Genomic DNA, 18,422 nt, shown 5'->3' on the forward strand with positions numbered 1-18,422 from the left:
TGGTTTACGCCTTGGAGGCGACTTGTTCGCCGGTCTTGCCATAGCGGCGTTCGCGGCGGGCATAGTCGTCGATTGCGCTTCGCAGGCAAGCCTGGTCGAAGTCGGGCCAGAGAGTTTCGGTGAAATGCAGCTCGGCGTAGGCGAGCTGCCAGAGCAGGAAGTTGCTGACGCGACACTCGCCGCCGGTGCGGATGAAAAGATCCAGCGGCGGCAGGTCGGCCAGCGACATCCAGTGGCCAAGCAGGGTTTCGTCGATTTCGTCGGCGCGCAGTTCGCCGCGCGCGACCGCTTCGGCCGCCTTGCGCGCGGCCTGCACGATGTCCCAGCGCCCGCCGTAGTTCACGGCGATGTTGAGGTGCAGGGCGTCGTTGCCGGCGGTGCGCGCCATCGCGGACGTCATGCGCTGGCGCAGGCCAGGGTCGAAGGCGCCCAGGTCGCCCACGAAGCGGATGCGTACGCCGTTGCCGTGCAGCTCGTCGACTTCCTTGTCCAGCGCGCGCACGAACAGTTCCATCAGCGCGCCGACTTCGTCCTCGGGACGCTTCCAGTTCTCGCTCGAAAACGCGAACAGGGTGAGGACCTTGACGTGCTCGCGCAGGCAACCCTCGACCACCTGGCGGACCGCTTTGCGTCCAGCGTTATGGCCGAACGTGCGCGGCCGATGGCGAAGCTTTGCCCAGCGGCCGTTGCCATCCATGACGATGGCGATGTGGCGCGGTATCCGCGCAGGGTCGGCGCTGGTCATGGTGCAGGGGCGGTGGCGCTCAGAGCGCCATCAGCTCCTCTTCCTTGTGCTTCACGACGCCGTCGACGTCCTTGACGAAGCGGTCGGTCAGCTTCTGGATCTCGTCCTCGGCCTTGCGCTCGTCGTCTTCGGTGATGAGCTTTTCCTTGAGCAGGTCCTTAACCTGCTGCAGGGCATCACGACGCACGTTGCGGATCGCGATCTTGGCGTTCTCGCCTTCGTGCGCCACGTGCTTGGCCAGTTCCTTGCGGCGCTCTTCCGTCAGCGGCGGCATGTTTAGTCGGATCACCACGCCGGCGGTGGTCGGGGTGATGCCGACATCGGACGCCATGATGGCCTTCTCGATCGGGCCGATCAGGCTCTTCTCGAACGGCGTGATGATGATCGAGCGCGAATCACCCAGCGCAATGGAGGCGACCTGGTTCAGCGGCATGTCCGAACCGTAGTAGGGCACCTTGATGCCTTCGACCAGGGCGGTGCTGGCGCGGCCGGTGCGCAGGCGGGTCAGGTCGTGCTTGAGCGAGTCGATGCTCTTGCCCATGCGGGTCTGGGCATCGGTCTTGATGTCGTTAAGCATGGATATCACCCTGGTATAGCGTGCAAGCCCGCGAGTATAGCAGGCGAGGTCGGCCCGAAAGCCGCATGGGAGCGGCCCCGGGCGTGTCCCGGGGCGGGCGGGTCAGTGGTCCGAAACGAGCGTGCCGATGGCCTCGCCGCGCATGATGCGCATGAGGTTGCCGGGCACCGTCATGTCGTAGATGCGCAGCGGCATGGCGTGGTCGCGGCACAGGGCGATGGCGGCGGTATCCATCACCGCGAGCTTGCGTTCGATGACCTGGTCGTAGGTGAGGTGGTCGTAGCGCGTGGCGTCGGCATGGCGAGCCGGATCGGCGGTGTATACGCCGTCCACCTTGGTGGCCTTGAGCAGCAGGTCCGCACCCAGCTCCACCGCGCGCAGCGCCGCCGCAGAATCGGTGGTGAAGAACGGATTGCCGGTGCCGGCGGCGAACAGCGCGATGCGGCCTTTTTCGATATGGCGGATGGCGCGGCGACGGATGAAGTCCTCGGCCACGTCGTGGATCTGGATGGCGCTCATCACGCGGGCGAAGCCGCCGCGGCGCTCGATGGCGTCCTGCATGGCCAGTGCGTTCATGACGGTGGCGAGCATGCCCATGTGGTCGCCGGTGACGCGGTCCATGCCGGCAGCCGCGAGGCCCGCGCCACGGAAGATGTTGCCGCCGCCGATCACCACGCCGATCTGGATGCCGGCCTTCTGCACTTCGATGATTTCGTCGGCCAGGCGGCCGATTACCTTCGGGTCGATGCCGTAGTCGGCCTCGCCCATGAGGGCTTCACCGGAGAGCTTGAGCAGGATGCGGCGGTAATTAAGCGGTGCGCTCATGGGTTCTCCGGATTGTGTGGGGCAAAACGTGCGCATTGTAATGGCAGCGACGCGAAGGAGTAAGCGTTTTGTGCTGCAGGGCGAGGCTGGCCCGTTCCCGGCGGCGGCCCGGGCATGGCCTGGCCGCCGATGTCGCGCGAGCCGGGCTGGCCGGCTCGCGCGAGGGCCCTCATGAAAACAAAAGAGCCGCGGTTTCCCGCGGCTCTCCTGAGGCCCGAAGGCGGCAAGGTGGATTAGACCTGCATCGCCTTCTGCACTTCGGCCAGGTAGTCTTCCTGGACCTTCTCGATGCCTTCACCCACGACCAGGCGGGCAACGGCAACCACGTCGGCGCCTTCCTTCTTGAGGGCGTCGCCAACGGTGACATTGGTGTCCAGCACGTAGGGCTGGCCGACCAGGGTCACTTCCGAGACGATCTTGTTGATCTTGCCGGAGATGATCTTCTCGAGGATCTCGGCCGGCTTGGCCTTGTCCTTCTCGGTCATCTGGCTCAGCGCGATGTCCTTTTCCTTCGCGATGAACTCGGCCGGGACGTCTTCCGGCTTGATGTGCGGCGGGTTCATGGCCGCCACGTGCATGGCGATGCCCTTGGCCAGCTCTTCCGAGCCGCCCTTGAGGGCCACGATCACGCCGATCTTGCCGCCGTGCGAATAGGTGGCCAACGGGCCATCATTCGCGATGCGGGCCACGCGGCGCACTTCGATCTTCTCGCCGATGGTGGCGGTCTGGGCCTTGGCGGCGGATTCGACGTTGTCGGCGCCCGGGAAGGCGGCAACCTTGGCGGCGTCGATGTCGGCGGCGCCGGAAGCCAGCACGGCGGTGGCGACGTCGTTGGTGAACTCGATGAAGTTCGGCGCCTTGGCGACGAAGTCGGTTTCGCTGTTCACTTCGACCAGCACGGCCTGGCCGTTGGCCTGGGCGGTGGCGATGCGGCCTTCGGCGGCCACGCGGTCAGCCTTCTTGTCGGCCTTGGCCAGGCCGGTCTTGCGCAGGTACTCGACCGCGGCTTCGATGTCGCCGGCGTTCTCGACCAGGGCCTTCTTGCAATCCATCATGCCGGCGCCCGAACGCTCGCGCAGTTCGCTAACCAGTTTTGCGGTAATGGCAGTCATCTGGGTTCCTCAAAATCTTTGATGCGCCCCGGCCCGTGAAGGGCCGGGGCGGTAAGGCTTACTCGCCGTCCGACGACGACTCGTCGCTGCGACCGCGGCCGCCACGGCCACCGTCACGACGCGGCGCGCCAGCGCCCTTCTTGGCCGGACCGCGGTTGTCGCGGCGCGGCGGCGCAGCCTTGCGCTCGTCCTTGGCGACCGGGTTGCCTTCTTCGTCCAGCTCGACGAACTCGTTGGCGTCGCCCTGGGCGGCAGCCGGGGCGGCAGCCTTGCCTTCCAGGATGGAGTCGGCGGCGGCACGGGCGTACAGCTGGATGGCGCGGATGGCGTCGTCGTTGCCCGGGATGGCGTAGTCGACCAGTTCCGGGTTGTAGTTGGTGTCGACCACCGCGATGACCGGGATGCCGAGCTTCTTGGCTTCCTGCACGGCGATGTCTTCGTGGCCGATGTCGATGATGAACAGCGCGTCGGGCAGGCGGTTCATGTCCTTGATGCCACCCAGCGAGTTCTCGAGCTTGTCGCGCTCGCGGCGACGGGCCAGCACTTCGTGCTTGACCAGCTTCTCGAAGCTGCCGTCGGTTTCAGCGGCTTCCAGCTCTTTCAGGCGGGCAACGGACTGCTTGACCGTGCGGAAGTTGGTCAGCATGCCGCCGAGCCAGCGGGCGGTGACGAACGGCATGCCGGCGCGCGCGGCTTCCTCGGCCAGCGGCTCACGGGCGGAGCGCTTGGTGCCGACGAACAGCACGGTGCCGCGCTTCTGCGCGATCGCCGACAGGAAGTTCATCGCGTCGGTGAACAGCGGCAGCGTCTTCTCGAGGTTGATGATGTGGATCTTGCCGCGGGCGCCAAAGATGTACGGGGCCATCTTCGGGTTCCAGTAACGGGTCTGGTGACCGAAATGCACGCCAGCTTCGAGCATCTGGCGCATGGTGACTTGAGCCATGGTGTAACTCCAATTTTCATGGGCTGTTGAAAGCCCGGGGGTTGGGACCTCCACGCATCCCCGGCTTCGACCGCGGCAGCCCGTATCATGTGGTGGGCATGCCACGGCACCCCGAAGGCGGTGCCGATGCGTGTGTGGCGTTTAAGTGTCCAATCAAGGACTTGGGGGGCTGTACCGCAACGCGGTTACAATCTCCCCCGCTTTGCGACTAGGCATGCGCCCGATCGGATCGGATGCAGGTGGTCAGCAAAACTTCGAAATTGTAGCCGGTGCGCCGGCGGCGCGGCAAGTCGCAGCGGATTCAACGAGTTGAACCGGGCCGGTTTGTCGCCATGTGAGTGGAACTATGGCAGTCACCCTGAAAACCCCCGAAGACATCCAGGCCATGCGCGAGGCCGGCAAGCTGGCGGCCGAAGTGCTGGCGATGCTCAAGGAGCACGTCAAGCCCGGCGTCACCACCGAGGACCTGGACCGCCTTGCCTACGAGCACATCGTGAACGTGCAGAAGGCGATTCCGGCCAACGTCGGCTACAACGGCTTCCCCAAGACCCTGTGCACCTCGGTCAACCACGTGATCTGCCACGGCATTCCCACGCCGGGCAAGGTGCTCAAGGATGGCGACATCATCAATCTCGACGTCACCGTCATCAAGGATGGCTGGCACGGCGACACCAGCCGCATGTATTTCGTCGGCACTCCGTCGGTGCTGGCCAGGCGCCTGGTGGATACCACCTACGAGGCGATGATGCAGGGCATCCAGGCCGTGCGCCCCGGCGCCACCCTCGGCGACATCGGGGCGGCGATCCAGAAGCACGCCGAGGCGGCGGGTTTCTCGGTGGTGCGCGAGTACTGCGGCCACGGAATCGGCAAGGTCTACCACGACGAGCCGCAGGTGCTGCATTACGGCCGCAGCGGTACCGGCCTGGAGCTCAGGCAGGGCATGACCTTCACGGTGGAGCCCATGATCAATGCCGGCAAGCCGCAGACCAAGCAGCTGCCTGATGGCTGGACCGTGGTCACCAAGGACCATTCGCTCTCGGCGCAGTGGGAACACACCATCGCCGTGACCGACCACGGCTTCGAGATCCTCACGCCCTGGCCGGACGCGGGCTGACACCACGCTGCCGGGCCGGCGCGTCCTTGCGGGCGCCGGCCGTCGCGGGGAGCGCCCGGCGGCATGCGCATGAAGGCCGCCGCGCGCGAGCCTGAATCCCGCGTCCGCGCGTGGCAGACTGTCCCCTTCACCGACGCTGCCGCCGCGAATACCCCCATGTCCGTTACGCCCGTCGTGTTGCCCCCGCTGCCCCGCCTGCCCACGGTGGTGCCGCGCTCGGGCGTATCGACGGATGCGCGGCGCGCCCTGCGGCAGTTGCTGGGCGACGTGGATCGCGCGTTGGCCACCGCTTTTCGCGACGGCGCCGATGCGTCGGCGCTGGCGCGCCGGCGCAGTGAGTCGGTGCAACGCATCGTGGTGCATGTGTGGACGGCATGCCTGGGTGAGGTGACCCAGGCCGCGCTGTTTGCCGTGGGCGGCTTTGGCCGGGGGATGCTGTTTCCCTGTTCCGACGTGGACCTGCTCGCCCTGGTCGGTCCGTCCGAGCCGGCGCGCCTGCGCGCGCTGGAGCAATGCTTTGCCACCCTGTGGGACATCGGACTGAAAGTGGGTCACGCGGTGCGCGACCTGCCGCAGTGCCGCGTGCTGGCGGAGCAGGACGCCAGCGTGTTCACCAGCCTGCTCGATGCGCGGCGACTGGTGGGCGATGCGGCGATGGAGGAGGGTCTCGATGCCATCGTCAACGACCCCGGCCTTTGGCCGCCCGCGGCGTACCTGGCCGTGCGACTGGCCGAACGCGATGCGCGCCATGCGCGCTACAACGACACCGCCTACAACCTCGAGCCGAACCTCAAGGATGGCCCGGGTGGCCTGCGCACGCTCGACGCGCTGCGCTGGCTCGGCCGCCGCCTGGCGCATGCGGACGACTTCGACGACATGGTGGCCGAAGGGCTGCTCGATCCGGCGGAGAAGGACACGCTCGAGCAATCGGAGGCCACCCTGCGCCGCTACCGCTTTGCCTTGCACCTGGAGGCGGGGCGCCCGGAAGAACGGCTGCTGTTCGATTACCAGCGCGCCCTTGCCGAGCGGCTGGGTTTCCGCGACGAGCACGAAAAAAACCTTGGCGTCGAACAGTTCATGCAGGGCTATTACCGTGCCGCCAGCCAGGTGGAGCGGCTGGGCGTGCAGATGGCCGACCGCTTCGAGGAAATGCTGGAGCCGCCGTCCGAGCCGCAGCCGGTCGGCGAGGATTTCGTGCGCTACGGCGGGCGCCTGGCGGCACGCGACCCCGAACTTTTCCTGCGCTGTCCGGCGGCGCTGGTCGAGGCCTTTATCGTCCGCCTGGGCGAACCGGGCCTGATCGGGTTCACTGCCGACACCATGCGCCGCATCCACCAGGCGGCCGCCGTCCTGGAGCGCTCGCTCGCCGACGATGCGGACGTGCTGGCCGCGTTCCTGCGCCTGCTGCGCCTGGGCGCGCCGGCGGTGGAAGCGCTCTGGCGCATGAATCGGCACGGTCTGCTGGCGGCGATCCTGCCGGCCTTCGGCACCGTGTTCGGGCGCATGCAGTACGACCTGTTCCACGTCTACACGGTGGACGAACACACGCTGCGCGTGCTGCGCAACGTCGCGCGCTTCGCCGATCCGGCGGCGGCGGGCGAGTTTCCCCTCGCCTGCGAAGTCTGGCCCACCTTGCCCAAGCCGGAGTTGTTGCTGCTGGCGGCGTTGTTCCATGACATCGCCAAGGGGCGTGGTGGCGATCATTCGGTGCTCGGGGAAGAAGAGGCGCTGGCGTTCGGCGCACGACTTGGGCTGCCCGAGGCGGACACGCAACTGGTCGCATGGCTGGTGCGCTGGCACCTGTTGATGAGCACGACGGCGCAGCGGCAGGACATCACCGATCCCGACGTGGTGCAGCGCTTCGCCGAGTCGGTGGATACCGCGCAGCGGCTGGACCTGCTCTACCTGCTGACCATCGCCGACATCATCGGCACCAGCCCCCGGCTGTGGAATGGCTGGAAGGATCGCCTGCTGGCGGACCTCTATACGGCCACGCGCTATGCCTTGCGCAGCGAGGAGGAGTTGCCGCCCGACGCCGGGGCGCGCGTGCGCACCTGTCGCGAGCAGTCGCTGCTGCTGCTGGAAGGGGAGGGGTTTGCCGCCGATGCCTGCCTGCGGGCGTGGCGCGGCTTCCCCGAATCGAGCTTCCTGCGCCATCGGCCCGAACAGATCGCGTGGCAGACGGCGGCGGTCCTGCGCGCGCACGGCGCCACGCCGCTGGTGGAGGTGCATCCGCAGTCGATCCGCGGCACCACCGAGCTGTTCGTCTACGTACCCGATCGCGACGGCCTGTTCGCCGCCGTGGCGATCATGCTCGATCGCCTGCATCTCTCGGTGATGGAGGCGCGCATCCTCAGCTCGCCCACCGGCATGGCACTGGATACGTTCCTGCTGCTGGAGGCCGATACGCAACAGCCGGCGAGTCCCGAGCGCGCCGAAGAGCTGAAGCAGCGCCTGCATCGTGCGCTGTCCCAGCCCGGCCACGTGCACCAGCCGTCCCGACGCAGCATGTCGCGCCACCTCAAGCACTTCCAGGCCACGCCCAAGATTTCCTTCAGCACCGTGGGCGGGCGCACGCGGCTGGCGCTGGTCTGCAGCGATCGCCCGGGCCTGCTGGCAGCGGTGGCGCAGGCGATGCTGGAGGCCGGCGTGCGCGTGCACGATGCGCGCATCGCCACCTTCGGCGAGCGCGTGGAGGACTTTTTCCTCATCACCAACCGCCACGATGCGCCGCTGGCCGTCGACCAGCAGGATCGCCTGCTGCAGGCATTGCTGGACCGCCTGGGCACGACCAAGGTGGCCTGAGCCGCAGGGCCCGGCGTGGCGGGGCGTGCCGTTCGTTACTCCCGCCGGCCTGCTGGGTTAGCATTCGCAGGTACCCATCTGTCCTGCGAAGAATCATGCAAAGCATCGAAGCCTTTATCGATGACGCCTTCGAGCGTCGCAACGAACTGACCCAGGCCGAAATCGACACCCACCTGCGGCCGGCCGTGGAGCAGGTCATCGACTTGCTGGAATCCGGGGAGCGTCGCGTCGCCGAGCCCGACGGCAAGGGCGGCTGGACGGTCAACCAGTGGATCAAGAAAGCGGTGCTGCTGTACTTCCGCATCAATGGCAATCGCGTGGTCGATGGCGGCCCGGCGCTGGCGTTCGACAAGGTGCCGCTGCGCTTTGCACACGGCAATGACGCCGAACTGCAGGGGCTGGGCGCGCGCGTGGTGCCGGGTGCGCTGGTGCGCCGTGGTGCACACGTGGCGAAGGACGCCGTGCTGATGCCGAGCTACGTGAACATCGGGGCCCATGTCGGCGCAGGCACCATGGTCGATACCTGGGCCACGGTCGGTTCGTGCGCGCAGATCGGCGCCGGCGTGCACCTTTCCGGCGGCGTGGGCATTGGCGGCGTGCTGGAACCGTTGCAGGCCAACCCGACCATCATCGAAGACAACTGCTTCATCGGCGCGCGTTCCGAAGTGGTCGAAGGCGTGATCGTGGAGAAGGGCAGCGTGATCGGCATGGGCGTATTCCTGGGCCAGTCCACGCGCATCTACAACCGCGCCACCGGCGAGATCAGCTATGGCCGCGTGCCGGCCGGCAGCGTGGTGGTGTCCGGCAGCCTGCCGTCCAGGGATGGTTCGCACAGCCTGTATGCCGCGATCATCGTCAAGCAGGTCGACGAGAAGACGCGCAGCAAGACCGGCATCAACGAACTGCTGCGGAGCGCCGAATGAGCGTGACGCTGTATGGCCTGGCCACCTGCGACACCTGCCGCAAGGCGCGCAACTGGCTGGACCGTTTCGAGGTGCCGTACACCTTCGTCGACTACCGCGCCGAGCCGGTGCCGGCCACCACGCTGAAGGCGTGGGCGCAGCAACTCGGCGGCTGGGAGAAGCTGGTGAACAAGGCGTCCACCACCTGGCGCACCCTGCTGCCGCAGCGCAAGAATCCGGGCAGCGATCCGGAGTGGACGCTGCTGCTGAAGGAATATCCCGCGCTGATCCGCCGCCCCGTCGTGCTGCAGCAGGACGGCTCGGTCAGCGTCGGCTTCACCGACAACGGCTTCAAGAAGCTGTTCGGCCATTGAGATGACCAGACCGCGCTCGGCACGGCACTACCGCAGCAACCTGCGCATCGAGCGCGACAACGCAGCGCTCTACGAGCAACTTGCCGACATCGCCGGCGACAAACGGCTCAGCCATGCCTACCGTCGCATCGCCGACGGTGAACGCGCCAACGCGCTGTTCTGGGAGGAGCGGCTCCGGCAGATGGGCGCCGATGTGCCTGCGGCGCGCATCGGTGCGCGCGTGCACGTGTTGTCGTGGTTTGCACGCCGATTCGGCACGGAGTTCGTGATGCCCACGGTGGTGCGGCTGGAGCACGCCGATCACCTGCCCACGCCGGTGGATCGCAGCGGCCACCGCGACCACTTCCTGGAGCCGCACGCACCCGCCACGCGCAGCGGCAGGCATCGCACGCAAAGCGGCAACACGCTGCGCGCGGCGGTGCTGGGCGCCAATGACGGGCTGGTCTCCAACGGCAGCCTCGTCATGGGCATGGTCGGTGCCGCGTCCGGCGAGCACGCCATCCTGCTGGCGGGTTTTGCGGGGCTGGTGGCGGGGGCCTGCTCGATGGCGCTGGGCGAATGGCTGTCGGTCAACAGTTCGCGCGAGTTCTACCAGGCACAGATCGCCGCCCGCGCAGAGCGGCTGGCGGTCGCGCCGGAAGACGGTACGTACAGCCTGGCCGGCATCTATCGCGAGAAGGGCATGGAGCCCGGCACGGCCGAAGCGCTGGCCGAACAGATCTCCGAGCGCCCGCGCAACGCACTGGACACGCTGGTGCGCGAAGACCTGGGCATCGACCCCGACGAGCTGGGCGGGTCCGCCTACGGTGCCGCGCTGTCGTCGTTCTGCCTGTTTGCGCTGGGCGCGTTTTTCCCGGTGGTTCCCTATCTGATCCTGAAAGGCCAGGCGGCGTTCGTGGGCAGCATCGCGTCCACCATGGCGGGGCTGGTGCTGATCGGCATGGGCACGGCCTTGTTCACCGGGCGCAGCATGCTGTTTTCCATCGCGCGGCAACTGGGCATTACCGTGGCGGCGGCAGCGATCACCTATGCCGTTGGCCACGCGCTGGGCACGGTGCTCAGCAGCTGAGTGGCGTGCGCCTGCCGCGGCGGTATCGGCGTTTCAATACAATTCTCCGAGGAGTTTTATGTCCCCCGTCGTCGATCTCACCTGCGAGCTGATCCGCCGTCGTTCCGTCACGCCCGGCGACGAGGGTTGCCAGGCACTGCTCGGTGATCGACTGGCCGCAGCCGGGTTCGAGGTACAACACCTGCGTTTCGGCGAGGTCGACAATCTCTGGGCGACGCACGGCCAGGGTGGTCCCTTGCTGGTGTTCCTCGGCCATACCGACGTGGTGCCCAGCGGACCGGTGGAGCAGTGGCGCAGCGACCCGTTCGAACCGACCATTCGCGATGGACTGCTTTACGGCCGCGGCGCCGCTGACATGAAGGGCTCGGTGGCGGCCATGGCGGTGGCGCTGGAAGCCTTCGTGGCAGCGCATCCCGGCCATCGCGGACGCATTGGCCTGTTGCTCACCAGCGACGAGGAGGGGCCGGACAATCTCGATGGCGTGCGTCGCGTGGCCGAGCACTTCCGTGCGACCGGCGAACGCATCGACTGGTGCGTGGTGGGTGAGCCATCGTCGAAGGAGCGGCTGGGCGACCTCATTCGCGTGGGCCGTCGCGGTTCGCTGTCGGGCAGGCTGGTGGTGCGGGGCATCCAGGGCCATGTGGCTTACCCGGAAAAAGCGAACAATCCCATCCACGCGTTCGCACCGGCGCTGGCCGAGCTTGCCGCCGAGCGCTGGGACGAGGGCAACCAGGACTTCCCGCCGACGTCGTTCCAGGTGTCCAACCTCCATGCCGGCACCGGCGCCAACAACGTCATCCCGGGCACGCTCGTGGCGCTGATGAATTTCCGCTACAGCACGGCGAGCCGGGCGGAGGATCTGCGCGCGCGTGCCGAGGCCATCCTCGACCGGCATGGCCTGGACTGGCAGATCGATTGGTCGCTCTCGGGCGAACCGTTCCTGACGCCGCCGGGTGGCGCGGTGCGCGAGGCCATCATTGCCGCCTGCCGCGAACTGTGTGGGACCGAGCCGGAGCAGAGCACCGGCGGCGGCACGTCCGACGGCCGCTTCATTGCACCGCTGGGTGCCGAAGTGGTGGAACTGGGACCAATCAACGCCACCATCCACAAGGTCGACGAGTGTGTCGCAGTCGCGGACCTGGAGCGGTTGCCAGCGCTTTACCAGGCGGTCTGCACCAAGCTGCTCGGCTGACGACAGGCCCGCTCAGCGCGCGGGCAACGTCGACCCGCGTCTGCCCATGGCGAGCCAGGGCGTGCCGCGATAGGTATCGGCGATCAGCCAGGCACCACTGGCGATGGCGAAGGAGATCACCATGGCGGTCCAGGATGTGCGGTCCGACGGTGCGGCCACGATCGCCGGGCACCAGACCAGCACGGTGATGACGCCGAGCATGACGGCTTGCAGGGTAGCGGCGAGGCGCGGGCAGATGGCCAGCAGCACACCCAGGGAGGCGGCGATGCTGCAGGCGCCGGTGAGGTAGGCCCAGCCGAGGCGGGAGGGCAGCCAGGCCGGCACCAGGGCCGCGGTCTGTTCGCCGTAGAAGAAGTGGGACAGCCCGATCATCGGCAAGGCAAGCGCGAACAGCAGCCGCGCGCAGCGGATGCCGCGCGGGCCCGTGATGAAGCTGGCGGACGCTGTCGCGTGGTTGCCTGCCTGCGCCGCGTACAGCACCCATCCACCCGCCAGCATCACGGCGATTTCGCCGAAGCCCAGCCAGGTCGCTTCCATCTGCGGCACCAGCACGACGGCCGGCAGCTTGAGCAATGCGGCCCACAGCAACAGGAACACCAGCAGCACCAGTGCAGCCGGTCGCGCGCTTCGCCTGACCAGCAGGCCGACGCCGGTGCCAAGCTCGATGGCCGCGCAGGCGTAGGCGAGCAAGGTCTGGCCCGGGCCAAGCGGGATGGGGATGCGTTGCCACACCAGCGCAACATCACCGTAGATGAAGCCCAGGATGCCCAGGGCGATCATGCTTATCGCCAGCGCGACGTGGGCAGGGCGCATGGCTGTCGCCGACGCGCGGGCGATCACGCCGGACGCACGCAGCGGCGAGGCATAGGGCTGACTCGAACTTTCCATACCTTGTTTCCTTGCATCCGGTGAGAGGCATGCGGACAGCGGTACTTCAGTGAAGATCGGGCGGCGCTTCGCCGGGCCGTCGCATGGGCAACCGGCCGCACCGGCTGGCCGCGCGGTTGCGGGCCAGCCTGGTACGAAGGTCGCTGCTTTCCCCATGGCCACGGGTCTGGCGTGGGCGAGGCGTAGTTATAGGGATACGCCGGCGTTTGCGCAATGCGTCGGCCGGCAACGGACGTCAAGACGTCCGTTGCCGGTCTTGCCCCATGATGGCCGCGCTCAGCCTGCCTTGGGCAGCAGGGTCAAGGTGTGCTGATCGGGTCCCGGCAACAGCGGAGTGGCCCGGCCATTGACCCAGTCCGCCTCGCCGGCACCGTGATAGGGCGACAGCGGGTGGTCGCTCTGGCCGCCGGGCATGTGCAGGAGGCTCTGCGCCTCGTGGCCGGGCATGACATCGAGGCGCTCGGACGCACCAAAACCGGGGGAGGCGACGCGCGGCATGTTGTGGTCGCCGGCGAGCGGTTCGTCCGGCATGTCGAGCAAGCGTCCGACGAAGGGGGGCAGGGCGCGCGACAGCGGGTGGCGGATTTCCGTGCGGTTGAACTCGCCCCAGCTGCGCGCGGCAAGGCCGCCCGGCTGCTGGCCCAGTTCGTCCACGACCTGATGGGCGCAGGCAGTCAGCAAGGCATTCCAGTTGTCGTACTTCGGGTCGAGCAGGTGCTCGGGCCGGTCACGCAGCAGTGTCCATACGGCGGCCTCGGCGTCGATCATGCCGGGCCAGCTGAAGTCCGCATGCTTCTGCTGCACCCGCGCCACGAACGGCGCCAGCACGGCTTCCTTCACCTTGTCGCGAAACGTGCGCACCAGTCGGTAGTCGACGCTTTCTGGCGCGGCACGCCCGCTCCAGTTGGCGGTCAGCTGGCGCAACTGCTCCAGGTCGGCGTTGTGCGTGCCCGCCAAGGTGTCCTGCAGCAGGCGCTGCCAGCGGCCCAGCAGCACCGCGCGATTGTCCAGCTGCACGTCGAGCAGGTTTCCGGGCGTGAAGCTGTTGCGGGCGCGCAGATCGTCGCGAATCTGCTGCGCACGCGCCCCCAGGTCGTGGCCGCCATTGCCGAGCAGTGCGAGGTCGGCGCCGTCCACTGTGCGGTTGTTGGCCGTCCACAGGCGGCCATCGGCGGGGTCCTCGACCCGCGGATATTGCGACGGTTCGGCCCAGCCCACCCAGCCCGTATCGGCGGCCGACCAGTCGGCCGGCAGCTCGGGGTCGAAACCCTTGCGCAGCGGAATGCTGTTGCCGGTGACGGTCCAGCCGATATGGCCGGCGCTGTCGGCCGCCAGCAGGTTCTGTGGCGGCATGCCCATGGTGGGCGCAAGGTCCAGCGCGGCGTGGGCACTGTCGACGTGCTCAAGCAGCATCACGTTGATGTTGTAGCCGCGCGGACGATCGCCGATCCATGCCAGCGCCAGCGGCGTGCCGTCGGCGTCCTTGCCCAGGATCGGGCCCCAGCGCGTGCCTTCCACCTTGAGCGTATGGCTGGGTGCGTCCTTGATGCGGATGACCTCGTCATGCGACTCGATGCTGGCCCAGCCTTCGGGCACCTTGTAGCGGCTCGCGTCGTTGGGGTCGCGCTGCACGCGCACCCAGTCCAGCCAGTCGCCGTAGCTGTTGGTGAAACCCCAGGCCACCTGGCCGTTGGAGCCCACCACCAGGGCCGGCGTGCCGGGCAGCGACACGCCATTGGCATCGCGCTGTCCGCCGGGCGCGGTCGGGTCGGGATAGCGCAGGCGCGTGCGGAACCAGATATTGGGCACGCGCAGGCTCAGGTGCATGTCGTTGGCAAGGATCGCGCTGCCGCCCTCGGTGAGGCTGCCGGCCACCGCAAAGCTGTTGCTGCCGGGACGGGGCTGGTCCAGCGCCGGCAGCAGGGCCGCGGTAAGCGCGCTGCTGTCCGTGTGCGTGGCCGGTTGCGACCCGTGCAGATCAAGCACGTCGGGGCCGGGAATCACCGGCGGACGCGAGAGGTCGCCCTTCAGCGGCGCTTCCCAGTCCTGGTCGGGCGACAGCAGGAAATCGGCGACCGCGTCGGGCAGCACCGAGCGCAGTTCGGCGATGTGCAGTTCGCGGTCGTTGCGGCCATCGCCATTGAGGTCGAGATACATGGCCGAGATGACCAGGAAGCTGTCTTCGGGGCGCCACGGTTGTGGCTTGCTGTTGAGCAGCAGGTATTCCCACGGCTTCACATGCAGGTCGGCCAGGCCGGCGTTCACGCCGGCGGCGTAAAGGTCGAGCGTGTGCTTCTGCTCGGGCAGCAGCTGCGCATAGGCGGCTGCTGCCACGCTGCGAAGGCGATGGCGGCGATGATTGATGTCGGTATCCAGCGCCTTGGCGCCCACCAGTTCGGACAGTTCGCCGGCCGGCAACCGGCGCATCAAGTCCATGGCGAAGAAACGCTCCTGCGCATGCACATAGCCAAGCGCGAAGCTGAGGTCGTCGCGGTTCTTGCCCTGCAGCGTCGCCGTGCCCAGCGCGTCGCGGGTGATCGCCACCGCATCCGTCGGCCCGGCCAGGTGCACCTCGCCATCAAGCCGCGCGCGGCTGCCGGCAAGCAGGAACCACAGGGCGGCGACGACCCCGATGAGGAGGATCAGCACGGTCCCCAGGAGGAAGCGAAGCCAGCGGAAGCGTCGAGGTTGGGTCATGGCGCGTGTCAGTCTGTCCGTGGGAGGTGATGGAAGATCGAGGCCGGCGCGATGCGCGGGTCGAGCTCAGGGCGTGGGCTGGCCGAACACCGCGAAAATGCCGGCGTACGGCTTGACCATGAAGGTGGGGGCGCCGGCGTAGCCATCGCCTTCCACGTAGACCTGCGAAATGGTGCCGTCGAGGTACAGCGCATCGCGGCAGCCCAGTTCTTCCTTGAACAGGCGAGCGAACGTGTGGAAATTCACCGGCGCCTCGCTGACCGCGAACACCGCCTGGTGCGGAGTCTTGGCGCAGACGCCGCTGCGCCACTTGAGGCTGGACGAGTCGTCGATGAACTGGTCGTTGAGCTTGCCGTCGATCACCAGCATCGGGCCGGACTGGCTGGCCCACTGCACCGGCCTGGCGTCGGCCTTGAACTGCGCGCTGGTGCGCACGGCGGCGTGGCCATCGGGATAGACGGCGAACACGCCGTTGGGCAGCAGCGAGAAGTTGCCGGAGGACGGATTACCGTGGGCAAGATTGAGCGGCACTACGGTCTTGCCGTTCTCGACGAACAGCCCCAGCGGCGCGAACTGGCGGTCGTAGATGCCGGCGTTGGCGGCAAACAGCATGCGCCGGCCATGCGACATGCCCCACTGGCGCAGCGTGTTGATGCTGCCGAATGGCTCGCCCGTTTCAGGGTCTTTCCAGTGCAGGCTCAGCGATTCGCGCCGGAGGTCGATGCTCACCACGCGGAAGTTCTGGCCCTCGAACACGCGCTCGCCGCTGTCCACCGCCTGCGCCTGGCGCCCGCAACCGACCAGGCCGCCCAGCACGAGCAGGGCAGGGACGAGCCAGGGCAGGCGGCAGCGAAGCGGTCGTCGGGTCGAGGACGCGGACATGACCCAGATGGTCGCCGGCCCGGTGCGATCGGCGCAAGTCCGGTCGTCCACATGGCTTAAACTGTGGCTTTCCCCAGGTGCCGTGCCACATGCCTTACACGCCCATCGTCGCCACGCTCGGCTATGTGTTGTCGCCCGATCGCCGCCAGGTGCTGATGATCCATCGCAATGCGCGCAGCGACGACATGCACCTGGGCAAGTACAACGGCCTGGGCGGCAAGATGGAGCCCGGCGAGGACATTGCGGCGTGCATGCGGCGCGAGATCCTCGAGGAAGCGGGCATCGTGTGCGAGTCGATGAGCATGCGCGGCACGCTCAACTGGCCCGGCTTCGGCAAGCAGGGCGAGGACTGGCTGGGTTTCATCTTCGTGATCGATCGCTACAGCGGCACGCCGCTGGCCGCCAACCCCGAAGGCACGCTGGAGTGGGTGCCCGTCGACCGGCTGATGGAACTGCCGATGTGGGAAGGGGACCGGCACTTCCTGCCGCTGGTGTTCGACCAGGACCCGCGGCCGTTCCACGGCGTCATGCCCTACAAGGACGGCCGCATGCAGTCGTGGGCCTATTCGCGGCTGTGAACAGCCGGGCCGTGATGGCGCGGCCACCAGTTGGAGGTCACCCCTCGTCCCGTCGGGAAAGGGGCGTGCGGACTAGGGGGTCCGGCGAATCGCCACCACGGCATTGAGCCCGCCGAACGCGAACGAATTGCTGATCGCCGCATTCACCTTCATCTCGCGCGCCTCGTTGGGCACGTAGTCGAGATCGCAGGTCGGGTCGGGGCCAAGATAATTGAGCGTGGGCGGCACGATGCCTTCGCGGACGGCACCGATCGCCGCGATCAGCTCCAGTGCGCCGGCCGCGCCCAGGGCATGGCCATGCATGGGCTTGGTCGAGGTCACCACCAGTTCGCGGGCGTGCGCGCCGAACACGCGGTGGATGGCACGCGTCTCCGTGCTGTCGTTGGCGGCCGTGCCGGTGCCGTGGGCGTTGACGTAGTCCACTTCATCCGGCGACATGCCGCCGTCGCGAAGCGCCGCGTTCATGGCCGCGGCGGCGCCGATGTCCGACGGCGCGGCAATGTCGCCCGCATCCGAACTCATGCCGGTGCCGGTCAGTTCGCACAGGATCTCGGCGCCGCGCGCGCGGGCCGACTCCAGCGTTTCCAGCACGTACATGCCTGCGCCTTCGCCCAGGACCAGGCCGCGGCGACCGGCACTGAACGGGCGGCAGGTATCCGGGGCCAGCACCCGCATCGCCTCCCACGCGCGCAGCGTGCCCAGCGTGATGCAGGCCTCGGTGCCGCCCACGACGGCCGCGTCGACGAGGCCCGAGCGGATCATCATCGCCGCCTGGGCGATGGCATGGTTGGACGAGGCGCAGGCACTGGCCACCACGAACGCCGGGCCGGTGATGCCATGGACCATGCTCACCTGGCTGGCCGGCGCGTTCATCATCATGCGCACGATGCTCAGCGGGTGGAAACGACCCTGGTGCTCGCCATACAGGCGCTCGTAGAGATCGTCGCGAACCGTCTCGCCACCGACGCCCGTGCCGATGACCACGGCGGTGCGCGCACCGGCCTCACCCTCGAAGCGAATGCCCGATTGCCGGATCGCTTCGTTGGCCGCGATCAGCGTGTACTCGCTGAACGGATCGAGCAAGGCGCGCCGCGCCTCGTCGAAATACCTGGACGGATCGTAGTTGGTTATCTCGGCGGCAATCGCGTCGTTGCGCAACTGGCCGGCCTCGATGTGGTGAATGGGGCCGATGCCGGAGCGGCCCTCGGCCATCGCCTTCCAGGTGGAAGGCGCGTCGTGGCCGAGCGCGCAGATCGCGCCCATCCCGGTAATCACAATGCGGCGCATGGCTTAGCCGTCGGTGGTCTTCTGTGCGAGCTGGCGCTCGATGGCTTCGACAAGGTGGCCGACAGTGCCATTGTCGAAATCGGTGTCTTCGTTGGGCAGGTTGATGTTGAAGTGTTCTTCGATGTCGAAGATCACCTCGATGGCATCCAGCGACGCTATGCCAAGATCCTTGAGGGTGGACTCCGGCTTGATCGTATCGAGCTCGATCTTGGCCTGCTTGGCGATGATGTCGAAGGTTTCCTGCTGGACTGTGCTCATGTCTGCTTTCCTGGATTCCACGGCGCCGGATTGAAAGGGCATCGGTCCGATGCCTCGTCCCAAGGGTGACGAACCAACGCGGCAATGTCCAGAATGCCGACGCATACGGAACGGTATGCCCGATCCTGCATGGGCTCCCTTTCGCCAACCTTATCGGTGGCCCCGGCGTGCGCG

Annotated in this window: 17 protein-coding genes; 7 read left to right on the plus strand and 10 right to left on the minus strand. The window is 67.6% G+C overall.

Going from position 1 to position 18,422, the window contains the following annotated elements; genetic code table 11:
• Positions 1 to 4: 4 nt before the first annotated feature.
• The 5 genes from uppS to rpsB form a co-directional block, all read right to left on the minus strand.
• The gene (gene uppS, locus ACXU4B_RS00335; protein ID WP_131406653.1) at positions 5 to 745 is read right to left on the minus strand and encodes a polyprenyl diphosphate synthase; all 741 of its coding nucleotides are present in this window, start codon (positions 743 to 745) and stop codon (positions 5 to 7) included.
• A 19-nt stretch (positions 746 to 764) separates the two neighbouring features.
• The gene (gene frr, locus ACXU4B_RS00340; RefSeq protein ID WP_131406655.1) at positions 765 to 1,322 is read right to left on the minus strand and encodes a ribosome recycling factor; all 558 of its coding nucleotides are present in this window, start codon (positions 1,320 to 1,322) and stop codon (positions 765 to 767) included.
• A gap of 102 nt (positions 1,323 to 1,424) precedes the next feature.
• Positions 1,425 to 2,147, minus strand: a complete 723-nt coding sequence (gene pyrH, locus ACXU4B_RS00345; RefSeq protein WP_131406657.1) for a UMP kinase — start codon at positions 2,145 to 2,147, stop codon at positions 1,425 to 1,427.
• Positions 2,148 to 2,380: 233 nt separating this feature from the next.
• On the minus strand, positions 2,381 to 3,259 hold the full coding sequence (gene tsf / locus ACXU4B_RS00350) for a translation elongation factor Ts (protein ID WP_131406659.1): 879 nt from the start codon (positions 3,257 to 3,259) through the stop codon (positions 2,381 to 2,383).
• A 58-nt stretch (positions 3,260 to 3,317) separates the two neighbouring features.
• Positions 3,318 to 4,202, minus strand: a complete 885-nt coding sequence (gene rpsB / locus ACXU4B_RS00355; protein WP_131406660.1) for a 30S ribosomal protein S2 — start codon at positions 4,200 to 4,202, stop codon at positions 3,318 to 3,320.
• Positions 4,203 to 4,548: 346 nt separating this feature from the next.
• Here rpsB and map point away from each other — a divergent pair, with 346 nt between their 5' ends.
• From map to dapE, 6 genes are all read left to right on the plus strand, one after another.
• Positions 4,549 to 5,316 carry a type I methionyl aminopeptidase gene (gene map, locus ACXU4B_RS00360; RefSeq protein ID WP_131406662.1) on the plus strand — a complete coding sequence of 256 codons (768 nt, stop codon included), beginning with the start codon at positions 4,549 to 4,551 and terminating at the stop codon, positions 5,314 to 5,316.
• A 156-nt stretch (positions 5,317 to 5,472) separates the two neighbouring features.
• Positions 5,473 to 8,121: a [protein-PII] uridylyltransferase gene (gene glnD, locus ACXU4B_RS00365; protein WP_131406664.1), complete on the plus strand. Its 2,649-nt coding sequence runs from the start codon at positions 5,473 to 5,475 to the stop codon at positions 8,119 to 8,121.
• On the plus strand, positions 8,085 to 9,044 hold the full coding sequence (gene dapD, locus ACXU4B_RS00370) for a 2,3,4,5-tetrahydropyridine-2,6-dicarboxylate N-succinyltransferase (protein WP_425481400.1): 960 nt from the start codon (positions 8,085 to 8,087) through the stop codon (positions 9,042 to 9,044). The genes glnD and dapD overlap by 37 nt, the downstream gene beginning before the upstream one ends.
• Positions 9,041 to 9,397, plus strand: coding sequence for a Spx/MgsR family RNA polymerase-binding regulatory protein (locus tag ACXU4B_RS00375; protein ID WP_131406668.1), 357 nt, complete (start codon positions 9,041 to 9,043; stop codon positions 9,395 to 9,397). The genes dapD and ACXU4B_RS00375 overlap by 4 nt, the downstream gene beginning before the upstream one ends.
• A 1-nt stretch (position 9,398) precedes the next feature.
• The gene (locus ACXU4B_RS00380) at positions 9,399 to 10,466 is read left to right on the plus strand and encodes a VIT1/CCC1 transporter family protein (protein WP_131406670.1); all 1,068 of its coding nucleotides are present in this window, start codon (positions 9,399 to 9,401) and stop codon (positions 10,464 to 10,466) included.
• 58 nt (positions 10,467 to 10,524) lie between these two features.
• Positions 10,525 to 11,658 (plus strand): succinyl-diaminopimelate desuccinylase, encoded by a 1,134-nt coding sequence (gene dapE, locus ACXU4B_RS00385; RefSeq protein WP_131406672.1) that lies wholly within the window; start codon positions 10,525 to 10,527, stop codon positions 11,656 to 11,658.
• A gap of 12 nt (positions 11,659 to 11,670) precedes the next feature.
• Here the strand turns inward: dapE and ACXU4B_RS00390 are convergent, their stop codons facing one another.
• From ACXU4B_RS00390 to ACXU4B_RS00400, 3 genes are all read right to left on the minus strand, one after another.
• On the minus strand, positions 11,671 to 12,546 hold the full coding sequence (locus ACXU4B_RS00390) for a DoxX family protein (RefSeq protein ID WP_165583104.1): 876 nt from the start codon (positions 12,544 to 12,546) through the stop codon (positions 11,671 to 11,673).
• Positions 12,547 to 12,822: 276 nt separating this feature from the next.
• Positions 12,823 to 15,243, minus strand: a complete 2,421-nt coding sequence (locus ACXU4B_RS00395) for a penicillin acylase family protein (RefSeq protein WP_131406676.1) — start codon at positions 15,241 to 15,243, stop codon at positions 12,823 to 12,825.
• 66 nt (positions 15,244 to 15,309) lie between these two features.
• A complete protein-coding gene (locus ACXU4B_RS00400) occupies positions 15,310 to 16,125 on the minus strand; it encodes a phosphodiester glycosidase family protein (protein ID WP_131406678.1) in 816 nt (271 codons plus the stop codon).
• A gap of 89 nt (positions 16,126 to 16,214) precedes the next feature.
• Here ACXU4B_RS00400 and ACXU4B_RS00405 point away from each other — a divergent pair, with 89 nt between their 5' ends.
• A complete protein-coding gene (locus ACXU4B_RS00405; RefSeq protein ID WP_131406680.1) occupies positions 16,215 to 16,703 on the plus strand; it encodes an NUDIX hydrolase in 489 nt (162 codons plus the stop codon).
• A 72-nt stretch (positions 16,704 to 16,775) separates the two neighbouring features.
• On the opposite strand, the gene ACXU4B_RS00410 is transcribed toward ACXU4B_RS00405, so the two are convergent.
• Together ACXU4B_RS00410 and ACXU4B_RS00415 are read right to left on the minus strand one after the other, a co-directional pair.
• Positions 16,776 to 17,990, minus strand: a complete 1,215-nt coding sequence (locus ACXU4B_RS00410; protein ID WP_131406682.1) for a beta-ketoacyl-[acyl-carrier-protein] synthase family protein — start codon at positions 17,988 to 17,990, stop codon at positions 16,776 to 16,778.
• A gap of 3 nt (positions 17,991 to 17,993) precedes the next feature.
• A complete protein-coding gene (locus tag ACXU4B_RS00415; protein ID WP_131406684.1) occupies positions 17,994 to 18,248 on the minus strand; it encodes an acyl carrier protein in 255 nt (84 codons plus the stop codon).
• Between the last annotated feature and the right edge of the window lie 174 nt (positions 18,249 to 18,422).

It is taken from the genome of Dyella soli (assembly GCF_054482295.1).